The organism is Methanobrevibacter sp. AbM4 (genome assembly GCF_000404165.1).
In the GTDB taxonomy this organism is placed as follows: domain Archaea; phylum Methanobacteriota; class Methanobacteria; order Methanobacteriales; family Methanobacteriaceae; genus Methanarmilla; species Methanarmilla boviskoreani.
In genome coordinates this window covers 1,831,918-1,849,060 of sequence record NC_021355.1, presented here as the reverse complement: position 1 = coordinate 1,849,060, position 17,143 = coordinate 1,831,918, and the positions used below count along the sequence as shown (strand labels likewise).

The 17,143-nt window shown below is 29.4% G+C and carries 20 protein-coding genes; 16 read left to right on the top strand and 4 right to left on the bottom strand.

The annotated features are described in order from the left end of the window. Positions 1–189 precede the first annotated feature (189 nt). On the bottom strand, positions 190–1,686 hold the full coding sequence (locus ABM4_RS07955) for a TrkH family potassium uptake protein (protein WP_048200924.1): 1,497 nt from the start codon (positions 1,684–1,686) through the stop codon (positions 190–192). Positions 1,687–1,872: 186 nt separating this feature from the next. Between ABM4_RS07955 and ABM4_RS07950 the strand changes: the two genes are divergently transcribed. Then, the gene (locus ABM4_RS07950) at positions 1,873–2,964 is read left to right on the top strand and encodes a UPF0104 family protein (RefSeq protein ID WP_048200922.1); all 1,092 of its coding nucleotides are present in this window, start codon (positions 1,873–1,875) and stop codon (positions 2,962–2,964) included. A 328-nt stretch (positions 2,965–3,292) separates the two neighbouring features. Beyond that, complete coding sequence (gene fhcD, locus ABM4_RS07945; RefSeq protein ID WP_016359164.1) at positions 3,293–4,174, top strand: formylmethanofuran--tetrahydromethanopterin N-formyltransferase; 882 nt, start codon at positions 3,293–3,295, stop codon at positions 4,172–4,174. A 385-nt stretch (positions 4,175–4,559) separates the two neighbouring features. On the opposite strand, the gene ABM4_RS07940 is transcribed toward fhcD, so the two are convergent. Continuing rightward, a complete protein-coding gene (locus ABM4_RS07940; protein WP_016359163.1) occupies positions 4,560–5,726 on the bottom strand; it encodes an NAD-binding protein in 1,167 nt (388 codons plus the stop codon). Positions 5,727–5,884: 158 nt separating this feature from the next. Between ABM4_RS07940 and ABM4_RS07935 the strand changes: the two genes are divergently transcribed. Together ABM4_RS07935 and sfsA are read left to right on the top strand one after the other, a co-directional pair. Next, positions 5,885–7,444 carry a bifunctional ADP-dependent NAD(P)H-hydrate dehydratase/NAD(P)H-hydrate epimerase gene (locus ABM4_RS07935; RefSeq protein WP_016359162.1) on the top strand — a complete coding sequence of 520 codons (1,560 nt, stop codon included), beginning with the start codon at positions 5,885–5,887 and terminating at the stop codon, positions 7,442–7,444. A 23-nt stretch (positions 7,445–7,467) separates the two neighbouring features. Next, complete coding sequence (sfsA, locus tag ABM4_RS07930) at positions 7,468–8,175, top strand: DNA/RNA nuclease SfsA (protein ID WP_016359161.1); 708 nt, start codon at positions 7,468–7,470, stop codon at positions 8,173–8,175. Between the two features lie 62 nt (positions 8,176–8,237). On the opposite strand, the gene ABM4_RS07925 is transcribed toward sfsA, so the two are convergent. Both ABM4_RS07925 and ABM4_RS07920 read right to left on the bottom strand, forming a co-directional pair. Continuing rightward, the gene (locus ABM4_RS07925; RefSeq protein WP_016359160.1) at positions 8,238–8,975 is read right to left on the bottom strand and encodes an NAD-dependent protein deacylase; all 738 of its coding nucleotides are present in this window, start codon (positions 8,973–8,975) and stop codon (positions 8,238–8,240) included. 440 nt (positions 8,976–9,415) lie between these two features. Continuing rightward, positions 9,416–10,591: an argininosuccinate synthase gene (locus ABM4_RS07920; RefSeq protein ID WP_016359159.1), complete on the bottom strand. Its 1,176-nt coding sequence runs from the start codon at positions 10,589–10,591 to the stop codon at positions 9,416–9,418. A 289-nt stretch (positions 10,592–10,880) separates the two neighbouring features. Between ABM4_RS07920 and ABM4_RS07915 the strand changes: the two genes are divergently transcribed. From ABM4_RS07915 to ABM4_RS07865, 12 genes are all read left to right on the top strand, one after another. Further along, entirely contained in the window at positions 10,881–11,654 is a 774-nt protein-coding gene (locus tag ABM4_RS07915) for a succinylglutamate desuccinylase/aspartoacylase family protein (RefSeq protein ID WP_016359158.1), read from the top strand. Positions 11,655–11,750: 96 nt separating this feature from the next. Further along, positions 11,751–12,512, top strand: coding sequence for a metal-dependent hydrolase (locus tag ABM4_RS09185; RefSeq protein WP_016359157.1), 762 nt, complete (start codon positions 11,751–11,753; stop codon positions 12,510–12,512). Between the two features lie 201 nt (positions 12,513–12,713). Next, complete coding sequence (locus tag ABM4_RS07910; protein WP_016359156.1) at positions 12,714–13,064, top strand: monovalent cation/H+ antiporter subunit E; 351 nt, start codon at positions 12,714–12,716, stop codon at positions 13,062–13,064. A gap of 40 nt (positions 13,065–13,104) precedes the next feature. Next, the gene (locus tag ABM4_RS07905; RefSeq protein WP_016359155.1) at positions 13,105–13,365 is read left to right on the top strand and encodes an energy-converting hydrogenase B subunit B EhbB; all 261 of its coding nucleotides are present in this window, start codon (positions 13,105–13,107) and stop codon (positions 13,363–13,365) included. A 3-nt stretch (positions 13,366–13,368) separates the two neighbouring features. Further along, entirely contained in the window at positions 13,369–13,674 is a 306-nt protein-coding gene (locus ABM4_RS07900) for an energy-converting hydrogenase B subunit C EhbC (RefSeq protein WP_016359154.1), read from the top strand. Beyond that, positions 13,667–13,915, top strand: a complete 249-nt coding sequence (locus tag ABM4_RS07895; RefSeq protein ID WP_016359153.1) for a DUF4040 domain-containing protein — start codon at positions 13,667–13,669, stop codon at positions 13,913–13,915. The genes ABM4_RS07900 and ABM4_RS07895 overlap by 8 nt, the downstream gene beginning before the upstream one ends. Beyond that, complete coding sequence (locus tag ABM4_RS07890) at positions 13,912–14,301, top strand: cation:proton antiporter subunit C (protein ID WP_016359152.1); 390 nt, start codon at positions 13,912–13,914, stop codon at positions 14,299–14,301. Before ABM4_RS07895 ends, ABM4_RS07890 begins: the two co-directional genes overlap by 4 nt. After that, positions 14,298–15,791, top strand: a complete 1,494-nt coding sequence (gene ehbF, locus ABM4_RS07885) for an energy conserving hydrogenase EhbF (RefSeq protein ID WP_016359151.1) — start codon at positions 14,298–14,300, stop codon at positions 15,789–15,791. The genes ABM4_RS07890 and ehbF overlap by 4 nt, the downstream gene beginning before the upstream one ends. Beyond that, on the top strand, positions 15,788–16,108 hold the full coding sequence (locus ABM4_RS07880) for a hypothetical protein (protein WP_016359150.1): 321 nt from the start codon (positions 15,788–15,790) through the stop codon (positions 16,106–16,108). The genes ehbF and ABM4_RS07880 overlap by 4 nt, the downstream gene beginning before the upstream one ends. Continuing rightward, positions 16,108–16,392: an energy-converting hydrogenase B subunit H EhbH gene (locus ABM4_RS07875; RefSeq protein ID WP_016359149.1), complete on the top strand. Its 285-nt coding sequence runs from the start codon at positions 16,108–16,110 to the stop codon at positions 16,390–16,392. Before ABM4_RS07880 ends, ABM4_RS07875 begins: the two co-directional genes overlap by 1 nt. Continuing rightward, the gene (locus tag ABM4_RS07870) at positions 16,382–16,873 is read left to right on the top strand and encodes an MnhB domain-containing protein (protein WP_016359148.1); all 492 of its coding nucleotides are present in this window, start codon (positions 16,382–16,384) and stop codon (positions 16,871–16,873) included. The genes ABM4_RS07875 and ABM4_RS07870 overlap by 11 nt, the downstream gene beginning before the upstream one ends. Then, positions 16,870–17,118, top strand: a complete 249-nt coding sequence (locus tag ABM4_RS07865; RefSeq protein WP_016359147.1) for a hypothetical protein — start codon at positions 16,870–16,872, stop codon at positions 17,116–17,118. Before ABM4_RS07870 ends, ABM4_RS07865 begins: the two co-directional genes overlap by 4 nt. Positions 17,119–17,143 lie beyond the last annotated feature (25 nt).

Sequence of the window (17,143 nt, the reverse complement as noted above, 5' to 3'; positions counted from 1 at the left end):
TAATTGAAATTATATAAAACATTTCTATTTCTATACTTTATGTACTCTTCGTCTCTTTATTTTAGTTCATGATTTAATATTAATCTTTAGTTTTAATTTAACGGATTATAAATTAAATTCATAATTAAAACATAGTTAATGATTAATTTTTATTCATTTAATAATAAAAAAAGTTATTTGTAAAATTAATTATATTTTTTTAGAATATGGATTAACTTTACTAATAATGTTGTTGATGAATTGTCTTTGTTTTTTGCTTGGTTTAAATAGTTCTAATGTTCCTCTTAACATTACCAATACAGGTATGATTTCTAATCTTCCAAGCCACATGTCAAATGTAAGGGTTAACTTTACTATTATGGGCATATCTGGACCTGTAACTCCTGAGCTTAATCCGCTATTGCCACATGCGGATATCACATCAAATAAACTGTCTAATCCATTGTATCCATTTGCAATAAGGATTATCCAACTTATTAAAATTAGTGTTGCAGCTATTACTATGTAAGAACTTGATTCTTTAACGTTTCTGTCAGTTATCTCTTTGTTCTGTATTTTCAATTTAAAGATTCTACCTTCAGGAGATAAGATTTCCATAATGGTTTTTTCAAAACCTTTAATTGTAGTTAGTATACGAATTACCTTAATACCACCTGATGTGGATCCACTTGAACCTCCTATGAACATTAACAGTAATAGTATAATAATCCCAACACTATTCCATCCCATCATTTGATTTGAAGATATACAATTTGCACCAGTTGAGGTTGTTGCAGATATTACCATGAATAATGCATCTGTTGGAAGAATCTTGCATGAGAAGAATATAAGGGTTGTACATACTACTATTAATAATATAATAACCTTAAATTGAACATCGTCAAGAATAGCTTTTCCTTTTGTTTTAAATACTTTATAATGAACCGGAAAACTTATACTTCCAAGAATCATTATGATCATACTTATAATATATATGATCTCATTGTTGTAAAATCCTATATTGGCATTTTTTATTGACATTCCGCCGGTACAGATCATTGCAAAACAAAGGTTAATTGCATCAAATGGAGGTAATCCTGCTAAAAGATATAATACGACTCCAAAAATAGTATAAATTACATATATTTCAATGGTTTTTTGCATTGTGTTAACAATACTAGGTTTTATCCTTTCGTCTCTAGCTTCGGATTTATAAAGTTTAGCCGCTGCAGTACCGGAACGTATAAGTACTCCTATTCCAATAATTACAACTCCTAAACCTCCAAGCCATCCTTCAAAACTTCTTAAAAACTGTATTGATTTAGGTAAAACCTCAACATTTGTAAACATTGTAAGTCCTGTACCTGTCCAGGTTGACATATTTTCAAATAAACCATTGATCAATGGGAAGTTTAAAATAAGTTTCATTGCAATTGCCCCTAAGATACTGGCCCATAGCCAAGCAAGTGCAGAAACAGCCATTGCATGTTTTAACCTAATATTGTCGGTATCTTTAAATGCTTTATTAAGTGAGGTCCCCATTATCAATGATAAAGCACTTGTTATTGCAAAACCTATTATACAGTTGGTTTCTAAGTAAAGAATGGAAATAATAATTGGAACTAGAAACGCCGCACCTAATGCTTGCATTACCCTTCCAAGATAATGGCTTATGATCTTTATGTCTTTCTTGTTTACAAATTTCATTATTATAACTTCTCAAACTATGTATAATAAAATGTCCCTTACAATATGATTTAGTAATTTAACATTTATATTTTGTTAAATAAATTATTTATATATATTTTAATAAATATAAACTAAATACAAATTTATGGATTTTTAAGAATTTAGTTGTTCTTTATAATGGACTTTTTTATTAAAAGGGATATGATGAAACATAAGACTTCATTACTTATTATATTTGGTTTAATAATTATGGTAATCATGTTATACTTCATTGGTATTGACCAAATTGTATATGCTTTATCTGCAGCTAATTTATGGTATGTTTTACTTGCCATATTATTGGAATTTGTAGTTTATTTCTTATTTGCATTAAGGTGGTATGTTATTAATGGTCTTGCAGATATTAAAGTCAGTTTATGGAAATTATTGCCTATGATCATGTTGAGTCTTTCAGTAAACAATATCACTCCCAGTGGACGTGGTGGAGGAGAGCCTGTAAGAGCTTATGTTTTAACTAAGGAAGTGAATATTCCTTTTGAAGAAACTTTTGCAACAGTAATTGCCGATAGGGCCATGGATACATTTCCTTTTATTGTACTTGCAATTCTCACCATAATTTCTGTTATTTTAAATTTCAATCTGGATTTAACTATTATAGCTATTTTGATTATAGCGGTTGTTGCAGTTATTTTGGCAGTTGCAGCTATCGTTTATATGTCTATAAATGAAGGTTTTGGACAGAAGGTGATTGGTGGTCTTGTATGGTTACTTCATAAATTTTCTAAGAAAGATACCGAGCAAAGGGAAAAGAGGCTTGTAAGTGCAGTTAATGGTTTTCAGGAAACTATGAAGGTGATGTTATCTGACAAAGATCTTATGTATTATGCATTGCCTATATCTTTTTTAATATGGATGGTTGAGATTTCCCGTGTAGTTTTAATTTTCATGGCATTTGGTTATCCGGTTTCTCCAATCATTATTGCCGAGGTATTTATAATATCTGTATTAGTTGGTTTTATTCCATTTTTACCGGGAGGAATTGGACTTATTGACGGTACCATGATATTGTTCTTTGCAAGTGCAGGAATACCATCCGGAATCAGTGCTGCGGCAACAGTTATTGAAAGATTAATATCCTATTGGATGACCACCTTTTTAGGTTTACTGACTATTCCTTATTATGGAGTAAATGTTTTGGAAAATATAACCGGTCCTAAAGACAATGAAAAGGATAACACAAAAGAATTTGATGATGCGGTTGATAATATTAAAAAATTGAATAAAATGACCAAATAACTTTATTAAATTTTAATCAATTTTTTTGTTATTCGCCTATTTTCTATTAATTTTTCGAATTTTTTAAATAGTTATTTTATTTTCTATTTTTTTACTTGATTTTCATTAATTTTTAGAGCCTCTTAAATATCTGGTTTATTTCTATCTTTTTAATTGATTTTTTTCTTGATTTTAGGAATAATGCTCTTTTTTGATTTCTTAATTTAAATAAATCCATTAGATTTACTTTATAATTTTTATAAATATTAAATAGAAAACTTTATTTTATTATTTAAATAAATTAAAATGTATAAGATTATATTATCTTAAATTAATTTTAGGTGAAATAATGGAAAATAATGGTGTAGAAATAGTTGATACTTTCGCTGAAGGTTTCGGAATAAAGGTTTCAAGAATGATTATTACTGCTGCAACTAAACATTTAGCTGAGATTGCAGCTACTGAAGCAACAGGTTATGGAACTTCTGTTATTGGTTGTCCTGCTGAGGCAGGTATTGATCATTACGTACCTCCAACAGAAACTCCTGATGGAAGACCTGGTTTTGCAATAATGATCTGTCACATGTCTAAAAAATCATTAGATAATGAACTTATGGAAAGGATTGGTCAATGTGTTTTAACTGCTCCTACCGCAGCAGCATTTAATGCGCTCGATTCCGAGGATAGTTTCAAAACTGGAAACAAACTTAGATTCTTTGGTGACGGATATGAAACCGAAGTAGAAGTAAATGGAAGAAAAATGCAAAGTATTCCTATCATGTCTGGAGATTTCTTAGTAGAAGATACTATGGGATGGAAAGAAGGAGTAGCTGGAGGAAACTTCTTTATCATGGCAGATAGTCAACTTTCAGCTGTAACTGCTGCTGAAGCTGCTGCTGATGCTATTAAATCTGTACCTGGTGTAATCACTCCATTCCCAGGTGGTATGGTTGCTTCAGGTTCTAAAGTTGGTTCCAAATACAAATTTATGAATGCATCTACCAATGAAAAAGTTTGTGTAACCTTAAAAGATAAAGTAGAAACAGAATTACCAGATAATGTATTTGGTATGATGGAAATCGTTATTGATGGTCTTGATGAAGAATCTGTAAGTGCTGCTATGAAAGCAGGTATTGAAGCTGCTTGCCAAGTTTCCGGTGTTTTAAGAATTGGTGCTGGTAACTATGGTGGAGATTTAGGTCCATACCATTTCCATTTAAAAGAATTATAAAATAGTTATTCCTATAACTATTTTTTTTATATTATTGCTTTTTTTGAGTTTTCACTGGCTATTTTTATTTAATTTTATAAATTGTCCTTTTTTGTGTTTTATTTAGAAGTAGTTGATTTTTGTAGGTTTGTTATTTTTTTTATTGAGTTTTATTTAAAGAGTTAATTGATTTTATGGAACTTACTTATTTTTCGAGTTTTATTAAAATAGTCCATTTTTAAATTTAATCTATAATAAATATCTAATTTTATTAAAAATAGTTTAGTTAGTTATAATTGCATTAAGGATTAAATAGATGGAATAAATCTAATTTTAGTGGAAATCCTTAAATATGCAATTATTAAATTTAGAGATGTTTTATAATTTGTTTGTTTTTTTTTTAGAATTATTCCCCAGATAATATCTCATTTACTCTTTGATTATTGTAGACAAATATTTCCTCGTCAGTCATATTAACTCCAATAAGGGAATTGTTATCTTTTAATTTTTTAATAACCTCATCTATAATTTTTTGGCTTGGGCCACTAATTAAATGAGATTCAATTGCTTCATTAACTCTAAATAACTGTGTTAGTGAATTGTTTGAACTTTCTATATGGTTTTCTTTCCAATATTCCTCAACATCTTCGGTGGTTTTAAAACCAACATCTCTTGTAAAGGGTTTTTTTATTCCTTGAAAATGGTATTCTATACTTTCAATTGTACATCCATGATTCAGGATGGTCTCTATTTCATTTTTAATATTTTCAGGGTTTAACGTATAGGTGATTCTTACAAGATGAGGTTTAACAGATGCGAGGAAAAGTTCAACCCCTCCAGTGAATTCTGGAGAAATAACCTTATTTGCACCAGCATTATATAGTCTTCGGATATTCTCCTGTTTACTTGCCCTTGATACAATCCATGTCTCGGGAGATTCCTCTTTAATGCTCAATACAATAAATAAATTATTTACATCACTACCTGTTGTTAGAATCAATCCATTAGAATGTTTGATTCTAAACTTTTTCATTATGTCTAAATCGGTTGCATCTCCATATAATGTTAAAACATTATCGTTGGATTGGATTGTCTCATCATCATTTAATTTTTCAATCTTCTCTTTATTGTTATCTACTACTATCACTTTCTGTTTCCTTTGAATAAGTTCCTTTAAAACAACGGAGCCTACACGTCCATATCCACATAAAACATAGTGGTCTTCCATACTTTCTAATTTCCTTTTCATCTTTGAACCACTTCTAAGTCTATCAATCTTCATTGAAACATTTTCTATAATAGCACTAAATATATAAGCAATAAGCCCTATACCTGTTAAAGCTAAGGTAATAACAAATATTTTCTGTAGAGGTGTCACTGGAGAAATATCACCATATCCTACAGTTGCGATTGTTATTATTGTAAAGTAAATAGAATCTACAAGATTTAGGTGCATAATTAACATTGAGCCTATTATACCATAGGTAAACAATATGATTATTATTAATATTCCGGTTATTGTAAGATTTTCGCGAATTATTGCGAAATTATCATCATTATTTTCTAAACTCAAATCCAGACACCTAAACCTTATTTTTTTCCTGGTGTTTTTTACATTTAATATATTAAAATATTTAATATTCTAATAATATATATTTCTATTAATTATTTATATAAGTCAAATGAGGATTAATTTTTCATTTTAAATAAATTTATTTTTCAGGTGTTATTATGGATCCAATTGATATGAATGCAACAGATTTAAATTGTGAGTGTTTAGGTTTAAGCAGGTTATGTTTAATGGAATCTGCAGGTAAATCATTATCAGATGAGATTTCAAAGATAATCACATATAAATTTTCACATCCTGTCAAGGTGGCATTGTTCACTGGCTCTGGAGGTAATGGTGGTGATTGTTTTGTTGCAGCACGTTATCTTTTAAACAGAGGTTTTACAGTTGAAATCTATTCATTATATACTGCAGACAATATTAAATCTAAGGATGCCAAGGCTAATTTCGATGTTTTATTAAATATGGTACCTAGAATTTCCCGTCTATCAATCAATTATATTAATGATCTTTCCGACTTTGATGACATTGAATTTCATGGGGAATATGTTATAGTGGACGGCATCTTAGGCACAGGTATTAAAGGTAAACTTAGGCCTAAGGCAAGAAAAGCCATTGAAATAATGAATGAGGTAGGTAATCTTAAGGTTGCTGTTGATGTACCTTCCGGTTTAGATCCCTTAACCGGGGAGGTATCCGATATTGCATTTATGCCGGATTATACAATTACTTTCCATAGGATTAAAACAGGTGTTAAAATAGCAGGGGAAGATAAGGTAGGTAATCTGGTTACCTGTGATATAGGTATACCTATGGAAGCGGAATTATTTGTTGGTTATGGGGATTTAATTAAAATAAATAAAAGGGGTTTAAATTCCCATAAAGGTCTTAATGGTAAGGTTTTAATTGTCGGTGGAAGTAAGGATTATTCTGGTGCCCCCGCCATTGCAGGTATGAGTGCCATATCCTCTGGTGCTGATTTGGTTTATGTTGCATGTCCAGAGTCTGCAAGTTTAGCCATTAAATCAATGTCTCCAAATCTTATTGTAAAAGGTTTAAATGGTGATTATTTAAATCTGGACAATTTGGATAGTATACTTGAATTATCAGATGAGGTTGATTCAGTTTTATTAGGTCCTGGAGCTACAATAAATGATGAAACCGGTAAACTATTTAATGTTTTAGTTCATAAAATCAAAAAACCAATTGTCTTAGATGCAGATGCTCTTAAATTAGTTGATTTGTCTTTAATTAAAAATAGGGAGGATTTAATTGTAACCCCTCATTTATTTGAATTTAAGTCTTTCTTCAAATCAGCTATTGAACAAAGTTCCATAAGTGGAGATAATATTAAACCATTAACAGAACCATTAGATTATGATTTAATCAACGAACAAATTGAAACACTTCAATCAATTGCTAAAAACATTAAGGGTACCGTTGTTTTAAAAGGTAAATATGATTTGATAATGCAGGGTAATAGGTTTAAAATCAATAAAACAGGTAATCCTGGCATGACTGTTGGAGGTACCGGGGATGCATTATCTGGTATTTCAACAAGTTTACTTGCTCAGGGATTAAATAGTTTTGATGCTGGTTCCCTTGCAGTTTATCTTAACGGTCGTGCTGGAGATTTAGCTATGAATAAACAGGGTTATGGATTTTCCGCAACAGACATTATTCAGTATTTAGGTGCATTAATGGCAAATATTATTAAATAATTTTATTATTTTTTTTAAGTGGTATGATGTCTGATTTTAAAAAAGCTATATTTAAAAGTAGGCCTAATCGTTTTATTGCTATATGTGAAATTGACGGTGATAATGTTAAAGCCCATGTTCCAAATACCGGAAGGTGTAAGGAATTGTTAATAGAGGGGGTTACAGTATACTTGCTTCCAAGCAATAATCCCAAAAGAAAAACAAAATACTCCTTAATATTTGTTGAGAATAAGGGGGAATTAGTGTCATTATATTCCCAGGATGCAAATAGGGTTGTTTTTGAAGGCATTAAATCTGGAAAAGTCAAAGAACTTAAAGGATATAATATTATTGAAAGGGAAAAAACAATTGATAATTCAAGAATTGATATCTATCTGGGAAAGGAAGACAATGGAGAGATAATGGAAGATTGTTACTGTGAAGTAAAAGGTGTAACTCTAATTAAAGACGGTTTGGCACAATTTCCAGATGCACCAACGGAAAGGGGTAGCAAACATTTAAAAGAGTTAATTAAACTCAAGGAGGAAGGTCATAGAACAGTCGTCTTCTTTTTAATTCAACATCCTGCAACAGATTACTTTAGACCTAATTGGGAAAATGATCCTGATTTTGCAGGAAACTTAAATGAGGCATATGAGAAAGGTGTCGAGATATTGGTTTATAAATCTCATAATGGTCTGGATAAAGTGGAGCTTGAAGGAAAATCATTGGATTTTACTTTAAAAAAATAGTTCTGGTTTTAATAAAAAATAAATTGTTTATTAAGTGGTATTTGTTTTAGATTCATCTAATATTATAAATCCATTAGCTCTTTAAAGACGTCTCCTATATTATCGTTTATCAAAACATCTGCCTGACTATCATAAGGGGTTTCATCCTTATTTATTATAACTAAATCCTTTCCTTTAAAATATTGTATCAATGTTGCAGCGGGATTTACTACTAGGGAGGTTCCGCCAACAATTAATGTGTCACATGTGCTAATATAGTCAACTGCAAAGCTTAATATGACCTGATTCAAAGGTTCCTCATATAATACTACATCGGGTTTAATCATTCCACCACATTTACATCTTGGAATACCTTCACAGTTTACAACATCGTCAATTAGATATGGTCTTCCACATTTCATGCAGAAGTTTCTATATATGCTTCCATGAAGTTCCAACACATTTTCACTACCTGCTTTTTGATGTAGGCCGTCAATGTTCTGGGTAATAATTGCCTGCAATTTGCCTAAATCTTCTAGTTTTTTAAGTCCTATATGGCAATTGTTTGGTTTTGCATCCTGAAAAATTAGATTTTTCCTGTAATAATCATAGAATTTTTCTGGATTTTTAATAAAATAACTGTGTGATATTATCTCTTCTGGTGATGCGCCATATTCTGTTTCGGTATTATATATTCCGTTATTGCTTCTAAAATCAAGTATTCCACTTTCAGTTGACACTCCCGCTCCACCAAAAAATACAATATTATTTGAATTATCAACTATTTCCTTTAATTTATCAATTTTTTCATTAGGACTCATTTTAAATCAACCTTAACATTAATTGTATTTCTTTATATCATCGGAACTATTAAGTTTTTTCATGTTTAAAAAAGCTTTAAGGATGGTATTATTCTTAAGATATAAACTGTTTTATGTGGATAGTTATTTAATCTTATAATTAAAAAAATGGTTTAATAGGCTCTTAGAATCTAGTTAAATATCTCTGATTTTTAGTTAGATATCTAAATTTATTAGATCTGGATTATATTGGATATTTCTAATTATTATTTAAATATCTAAGAAAAGTTTAATCAAATCTTTGAGGTTTTGAATGTTTTATTATATATGGATAATCTTAAAGATTCATTGAATAATTAGATTAATTAAAATAAAGAATTCATTTAATGTTTTAAGTAAAAAATATTATGTAATCTTATTCTAGATTTAAAAAAAAGCAAAAAAAGGTAATGTAGTAAAAACTACATATTAAGTTTTTGATAGTTTGCACCTTGTACATTATGGTATTTAATCATACCTTCAAAGTCTTTTTGATCGTTTTCCTTATCTTCAAAGGTGATTTGTTCAATACTGTGTAAACTGAATGGAGATTCTCTAGTTAATGGTTCAATATTACCTTTATATAGTTTCATAACTACTTTACCACTAACCCTTCTTTGCATTTCATCAATTGCTTGGTCAAGATCATCTCTTAAAGGTTCTTGCCACATAGCTCTGTAGACGAGATCAGCATATATGGTACTCATAAGTTCAGCAAATCTTAATTCACTTACAGTTAAAACTAATTCTTCTAAAGCCTTATGTGCAGCAATTATTAATTTTGCACCAGGTACTTCATAGGTTTCCCTACTTTTAAATCCAACCATTCTGTTTTCAATACTGTCTACTCTACCAACACCACAAGCTCCAGCTATTTCGTTAGCTTTTCTAATAATGTCTACTAAAGGCATCATTTCCCCATTTATTGCAATAGGTATTCCTTCTTCAAATTCAATTGCAACTTTTTGAGGTGTGTCTAATGCATCTTCAGGAGATTTGGTCCACTCATATATCTCCTCAGGTGGTTCAATTGATGGATCTTCAAGGTCTCCTCCTTCAATGGATCTTCCCCAGATATTAATATCAATACTGTAGATTTTATCATTCTTTAAAGGAAGGTTGTGTTTTTTAGCATATGCAACCTCTTCAGTTCTAGTTAGGTTTAATTCTCTGATAGGAGCAATAACTTTTAAGTCGCTCATTGAGTTGATGATAGCTTCAAATCTAAATTGATCATTACCTTTTCCAGTACAACCATGTGCAATTGCTGTTGCTCCTTCTTTTTTAGCAACCTCGATAATTTTCATAGCAATTAAAGGTCTTGCAAGAGCAGTACTTAATGGATAACCCTCATATTCTGCATTAGCTTTAATGCCTCTTGATATATAATCGTTAGCAAATTCTTCCTTAGCATCAATAATATAGTGTTTACTATTGTTTAATTTATCTGCAGAGTTTTGAGATTTTTCAATTTCTTCTCTAGGTTGTCCAACATCGACACATGCAGTAATAACTTCGTAATTATATTTTTCTTCTAATAATTTTACACATACAGTAGTATCTAATCCTCCACTGAATGCAAGAACTACTTTTTCCATAAAATCACCTAATATTATATTTATAAGATTTAGTAATAATTTGAAATAAATTTTTTATAAATTAAAAAAATAGTTTCATACTAATAATATGTTTTATTTTATTTATTATATAAATATAGTTTTTATACTCATTTTCTAAATTCTTATTGTTTATTATTTTTATACGATTTTGTATTACAAAAAATCATTTAGGTTAATTTAAATAATATTCTTTAGAAATTATTATTTGGAAAAAAATTGTTTTTTGTTTTATTCCCTTTATTTTTATTTTATTTTAGGAGTTTTTCTAATGGAATCAGATGATGTTTATTCAGAAAATTATTATAATATTCTTGAATCATTAAAGTGCAATATTAGCTTACTTGATTCCTGTATTAATTCTGGAGGTTATATCTCTGCTAATCAAGTTCTCTATAATAAGATTCCTAAAAACGATATCTTTAAAGATCTATTAAATATCGCTATTAAGGGCACTCCTTTAATTAAGATAGGTAATAGTGGACCTAAAGTAATGATTGTAGCAGGTATACATGGTAATGAATTGCCTCCTCAACTTGCTTGCTTGTATCTAATCGACTATTTATTGTCAAACGAGGTTAATGGTACTGTTTATTTAATCCCATTTGCGGCTCCTAATGCAAGTATGAATAATTCAAGATCCTTTAATGGTGTTGACTTAAACAGATCCACACTTGATGAAGGTTCTATTTCAAATATAATCTATAACATAGTTGGTTCTGAAGATATTGAGGCTGTCGGTGATTTCCATTCCACTAGTCTAAACAGTAATCCAGGTAGGGAATCAGTTTTCTCATCTTCCCATCCGACTAAGCTTAGTTATGAAATAGGTAAATATATTGCATCAAGTGTCGGATGTCAACTAATTAACTATAATAATGCAGGAATTTTATATAAGGGTGCACTTGAGGATGAGTGTAATAAGATAGGTATTCCTGCTGTAACCTGTGAAGTTGTATCTCCATTTGGCTTTATGGCTCCAAATTCTTATAAACGTTCATTACTTCAGATGTTTAAATTTCTATCTTTTTTTAATATAATCTAATTATTTATTTCTTTTCAAATGCTCTAGGTTAATTTATATTTAAATATAATTTAATATTCTTATTAATTAATTAGTTAATTGTATTTTGGTTATTTTATGTCTTCTTATAAATTACATAGTTTGTTTGGTCTTGTTTTAGGATCATTGTTTTTTCAAAATCCTTTGGCTATCTATCTCTCTTTAGTTAGCTCAAATATTCCAGATAATGATCATAAATTCAGAAAAGATAATGTTTATAAACTGATTATCGCAGGTCTTTTAATTTTCATTGTATTGTATATTCTTAAACTACCTTATTACTTGGGGATTTTATTATGTATTCTAGGTTTAATCTTTTATTTTTCTTCACATAGAGGTTTTACTCATTCCCTATTGGGTATTGTAATTTTGAGCTTTTTGATATTTTCAATAATAAAATTAGGCTCAAATATCCTATTGTCTTTAGGTTTATTTGGGAATTATCAATACTCTTATTACTTGTCTATATTGGTTTTTATAATATTGCTAAGTATATTTTCCCTAAATCACAGATTGGTCTTACCGTCTATTTTGATTTTCTCAGGATTATTTTATCTATTTCCCAATATTTATTTAAATGATTATGTCCTTTTATTTTCAATAGTTATAGGTTTATTTTCTCACATAATATTGGATTCATTCACATCTTCCGGTGTTAAGGTTCTATATCCTTTATCTGGAAGAAAATTCTATAAAAAATTCGGTATTGTTTCTTTGATAATCCTAATGATGCTGGCAATATTAATTTACAATGGTTTTTTATTACTTCTTATAAGTTTTTTATTTAAAAATTATGATTTGTCATTATTTATTATAAAAATTCATAATCTCATGTTCTGAACATTATTTATTTTATTTTTCTATTTTTTGGTTTATTTTTATTAAAATTTTAATTTTTAACATATTTTTTAATATTTTTTGATTTTATTTAAAATTTTTAGATTTTATATTGATAATTAAATGAAAAGATTTATAATAAATAATCATGATATATTTTAATGTATTCATGAGATTTTCAAAAAGAGTGGTTTAATAATCTTCATGAAAAGATTTTATTTATTAAAAGTTGGGGCTTTTTTCATGTTTTTAAGAAGAGTTTATTACGGGATACTTTATTTCTTGGATTTAATTTATGAAATTATAAAAGCTACCTGTGATGTATCTAAAAGAGTGTTTAACAAAGATATAGATCCAGTTGTAATTGATATTCACACGGAATTAGAAAGGACTGTTTCTCAAACAATTTTAGCGAATAGTATTTCATTAACTCCAGGTACCTTATCAGTAGATTTAGATCCTGAAAGTCAAATAATTAAAGTAGCGATTATAGCTCCAAGAGATGTTAAAGATGTTATTCCTTTTGAGCCATATATTAAGGAAATGTTAGAATAATGTCTTTTTTTATAGAATTATTATTTTATGTGTGATATTGATGAATATACTACTAATTTCAGAATATATTTTAATTGCAGCACTCTTATTTATGATGTTAGTTGCTCTTAGATTAACTGCAAGAAGGAGTATTTCAGATACTTTAATTGGATGTTCTGCTTTTGCATTATGTACTGGAGTTATTCTTGTTATTGTAGGTGATATATTTTCAATTAATTTCTGTAAAGATATATCTTTAGCAATTATATTCTTAGGGGTTGTTGGTACTATAGGTTATGCAGTTGTAGCAGGGAGGACTTAGAAAATGTCTTTTATTATTCAGTGTATTCAAGCTATTCTTCTATTAATTGCAGCTATTTTGGTTGTTATTGCTGCTATTGGTATTGTCAGATTAAGTGATGATGATATGAAAAATGTTGACTATGCTAGATTACATATTTTCGGTGTATTGGACATAGCTTGTATCATTGCATTTTTAGGTTTAAATCAATTATTATTAGCTTTATTATATTTCTTAGTTGCTCCGTTTGTTTCTCATGCAATTGCTAATGCTTATTATAACAGTGAAGATAAAATTAATAACAAAAATGAGGATAATGAACATGTTTGAGCTTATAATAATAATATTAGTAATCATTACTACTTTGGTAGCATCTGTTTTAGCTTTGGTTCAAACAGATTTATTGAAAGTGGCGATTTTAACTGGTGTTTCAGGTGTAGGAATCGCTTTCTTATATCAAATATTATTGGCTCCAGATGTAGCTTTAACTCAAGCTATTGTTGGAGGGGCAATTATTCCAGTATTCTTGGCTTTAGCTGTTAAAAAAACTAAAAGGGTTGATGATGAATGATTGGAGTGGACACACAATTATTAGCTTTATTAACTGCGGGAGCTTTAATCATTATTGGACTTTTTGCGGCAATATTGATTGATAATTTAATTAAAAAGATTGTAGGTCTTTCCTTCATTGAAGAGGGTGTAAATCTTTTTATAATTTGTTTAGGTTACAAGGAAGGAGGAGTTGTTCCTATTTTCCTACCTGGTATGGATTCAAATTGGTTTGCTTTAAATTCCGCATATCCATTGCCTCAGGCTTTAGTATTAACTAGTATTGTTATTGGTGCTAGTACTTTAGCAGTTATGTTAGCACTTGCTATGGTTCTTTATAAAAAATATGGTAGTTTAAGTACTAGTAAAATTTTAAATCATAAAACTGATATGGGTGATGAAGAATGAATGCAATGATCCCTTTGATTGTAATTATTCCAATTATTGCAGCATTACTTTTAAATCTCTTTGGAAAAAACAATAAGACGATAAAGGTTATTGCTTTTATTGTAGGAATTATTTTACCAATTATAACTTTAATTACAGGCTATGGATTACATTATTTCGGTGGTCATCAACCTTTATCATTAAGTAATATAAGTGGTTTACCAAGTTATATAAGCTCAACAGGATTATATAATCTACATCCTGCAATTACATATAACTTCACTTCCCTTTCAAAGGTTTTTATATTCATGATGGGAATTGTGGTTTTCTTATCAATATTTGCATATTTAAATTCTGAGAAGAGGGCATCAGGACCATTTTTATTCTTAGTATTTATGGGTACTGCTTCAGTATCCGCAATGATGATGTCTGATGATCTATTTAACATGTATGTATTTTTTGAGATAGCCGCATTAATCCAAACAGGTATTATTATTGCTTCAAAAGCAGATGATAATTATGAAACAGCTTTAAAATACATGATAATTGGTTCTATTGGAGGTCCTATATTACTCTTAGGAATTGCTATATTGCTTGCAATTGCTGGAAGTGTTAATATAACTGATATTGTAAATATTGTTAACACTAGTTTAATACGCTCACCACAAACAAGACCTATAGTATTATTCTCATTTGGATTAATTTTCTTTGGATGGCTTTATGCATCAGGTTTTCCACCATTCCATGTAATAAAATCATCAATCTACAGTAAAGCTGAGCCTTATTCAGCCTCTGTACTTCAAGGTATGAGTTTATTAACTTTAGTTGCATTTGCAGTTGTAATGTTTAGAATATTTGGAAAATTAAATCTATTTAAAGGGGCAGTACTTTTAATTTCCATTATGGCAATGGTTTTAGGAGTTTCAATGGCTGTTATGCAAACAGATTTTAGAAGAATGATAGCATATCTATCTGTTGGTGAATTGGGTTTTGTCGGTTTAGGATTTGGATTAGGTTCTAGATTTTCAATTACTGCAGGTCTGTTCCAAGGTATTAATGAATTAATCGTAACTGCATTATTATTCATAGGATTAGGTGCAGTAGTTTATTTAACTAACACCTCTAATACTAGAAAGTTAGGGGGATTAATTTCTAAAAATGAATCAATGGCGATTATGGTCTTACTTGGTGGTTTTGCAATGGCAGGAGTACCTCCATTTAATGGTTTTAGAAGTAAGTTTATGATTATTGAAGCAGCTTTAAATTCAGGTTTTCCTGAGATTTCTGTAATAGCTATACTTGTAAGTATTGCAACGTTCTTTGTATTTGTTAAGGCTTTCTATTCAATATATTTAAAACCTCAACCTACTGATTTAGAATTTGTACATGAAACAATTCCACGATCTATGGTGTTTGCAGTTGCAGTGTTACTTATAATCTGTATCGTTTTAGGTTTATATCCGGGATTAGTTACTAATCCTATTGCTGAACTTATAGGAGGGTTACTATGAGTTTTTATGAAGATTTCATAAATTCATTAAAAGATAAATTCTCTAATAATCATTTAAATAATGAGAATGTTTCAGGTGCTATAGCTGCAGAATTGATTCTGATCTCATCAGTATTATTATCTGCATTGTTACTTAGACATATTAGTGTGATTTTAACCGCTATAATAATCTTAATACTTATAGTGTTAATCTTCACTAATCTACCAATTAGTATTAAATTATTCTCTGAGCAAGATGATTCAATGGATAAAATGATGTTTTATTGTATTATTGCTTTAGGAATTATTGTAAGTGTAATTTATTGGGGTGGTATATAATGTCAAACTCTATTAGAAATATTGTAGCTTCTGTAGCAGCCCTATTATTTTCAATTTCATTATTGGATGTATTTTATAACATTAAAGCTGTTATACAACCTGGAATTAGTCAGGTTTATAATTTCCTTGGAACCCAAATAGAACCTAATATGGTTACTTTAATTGTTTTTGATTGGAGAGGTTATGATACATTAGGTGAATCCTTAATATTGGTATGTGCAGTTGTGGTTGTTCTTTTAGTATTTGGTAAAGGAAGACTTAAGGAGGGTAAAGATGACAAATAAAAAAACCAGTCCTATTCTTAAAATGTTTGTTTTGCCTGCCTCATTGATTTTTATCTGTGCAGGAATATTGACAATATTAGGTGGTCATATTACTCCTGGAGGAGGATTCCAAGGTGGAGCGATGATTGCTGGAGGAATTATACTTTGTTTATTGGTATTTGGTTTAGATGATTCTCCAATAAATCTTTCAGAGAATTTTATCACTGCCTTTGAATCAATAGGTGCTTTAGGTTATATCGTACTTGGGCTTATTGGTTTATATTTCGGAGGTTCATTTCTATACAATGTAGGTACTGATTTCTATTCAATTGTACCCTCAAATATTGTAAACATATTCCATTATCCTGATGTTACAAATGCGGGAATTGTACCCTATTTCAATATATTGGTAGGTTTAAAGGTATTTGTTGGTTTAACTGCTATTGTAATTGTATTTTTAGGTTTTAAATCTTTAAGTGAGGAAAAGGAGGAAGAAGAATGATAAATTTAGGTCCAATAATTTTTGGTTTAGTATTTGGATTTGTAATAGGATCTAGATTAAGGTATACTGAATACTTCACAAATTCTTCACTTATTGTAATGTTTATAATATTGGTATTAGTTGGGTGTTTGGAAGGAGCATTCCCATATTATACTGATTTTTCATTTTCAACTGGATTTATAGCTGCTGCTATAGCTTTAGTTTTATCAAAATTAATATTTGGAAGGAAAAAGAATACAAATTAAAAATTCTTAGTTTATGGAAGTTAAT

Excerpts from the sequence above, each read along its gene's own strand:
- ABM4_RS07920 (WP_016359159.1), bottom strand. The coding sequence starts at position 10,591 with ATGGAAAAAGTAGTTCTTGCATTCAGTGGAGGATTAGATACTACTGTA.
- ABM4_RS09185 (WP_016359157.1), top strand. The coding sequence starts at position 11,751 with ATGTCTTCTTATAAATTACATAGTTTGTTTGGTCTTGTTTTAGGATCA.
- ehbF (WP_016359151.1), top strand. The coding sequence starts at position 14,298 with ATGAATGCAATGATCCCTTTGATTGTAATTATTCCAATTATTGCAGCA.
- sfsA (WP_016359161.1), top strand. The coding sequence starts at position 7,468 with ATGATGTCTGATTTTAAAAAAGCTATATTTAAAAGTAGGCCTAATCGT.
- ABM4_RS07935 (WP_016359162.1), top strand. The coding sequence starts at position 5,885 with ATGGATCCAATTGATATGAATGCAACAGATTTAAATTGTGAGTGTTTA.
- ABM4_RS07870 (WP_016359148.1), top strand. The coding sequence starts at position 16,382 with ATGACAAATAAAAAAACCAGTCCTATTCTTAAAATGTTTGTTTTGCCT.
- ABM4_RS07875 (WP_016359149.1), top strand. The coding sequence starts at position 16,108 with ATGTCAAACTCTATTAGAAATATTGTAGCTTCTGTAGCAGCCCTATTA.
- ABM4_RS07925 (WP_016359160.1), bottom strand. The coding sequence starts at position 8,975 with ATGAGTCCTAATGAAAAAATTGATAAATTAAAGGAAATAGTTGATAAT.
- ABM4_RS07880 (WP_016359150.1), top strand. The coding sequence starts at position 15,788 with ATGAGTTTTTATGAAGATTTCATAAATTCATTAAAAGATAAATTCTCT.
- ABM4_RS07865 (WP_016359147.1), top strand. The coding sequence starts at position 16,870 with ATGATAAATTTAGGTCCAATAATTTTTGGTTTAGTATTTGGATTTGTA.
- ABM4_RS07890 (WP_016359152.1), top strand. The coding sequence starts at position 13,912 with ATGATTGGAGTGGACACACAATTATTAGCTTTATTAACTGCGGGAGCT.
- ABM4_RS07915 (WP_016359158.1), top strand. The coding sequence starts at position 10,881 with ATGGAATCAGATGATGTTTATTCAGAAAATTATTATAATATTCTTGAA.
- fhcD (WP_016359164.1), top strand. The coding sequence starts at position 3,293 with ATGGAAAATAATGGTGTAGAAATAGTTGATACTTTCGCTGAAGGTTTC.
- ABM4_RS07900 (WP_016359154.1), top strand. The coding sequence starts at position 13,369 with ATGTCTTTTATTATTCAGTGTATTCAAGCTATTCTTCTATTAATTGCA.
- ABM4_RS07955 (WP_048200924.1), bottom strand. The coding sequence starts at position 1,686 with ATGAAATTTGTAAACAAGAAAGACATAAAGATCATAAGCCATTATCTT.
- ABM4_RS07950 (WP_048200922.1), top strand. The coding sequence starts at position 1,873 with ATGAAACATAAGACTTCATTACTTATTATATTTGGTTTAATAATTATG.
- ABM4_RS07910 (WP_016359156.1), top strand. The coding sequence starts at position 12,714 with ATGAAAAGATTTTATTTATTAAAAGTTGGGGCTTTTTTCATGTTTTTA.
- ABM4_RS07895 (WP_016359153.1), top strand. The coding sequence starts at position 13,667 with ATGTTTGAGCTTATAATAATAATATTAGTAATCATTACTACTTTGGTA.
- ABM4_RS07905 (WP_016359155.1), top strand. The coding sequence starts at position 13,105 with ATGAATATACTACTAATTTCAGAATATATTTTAATTGCAGCACTCTTA.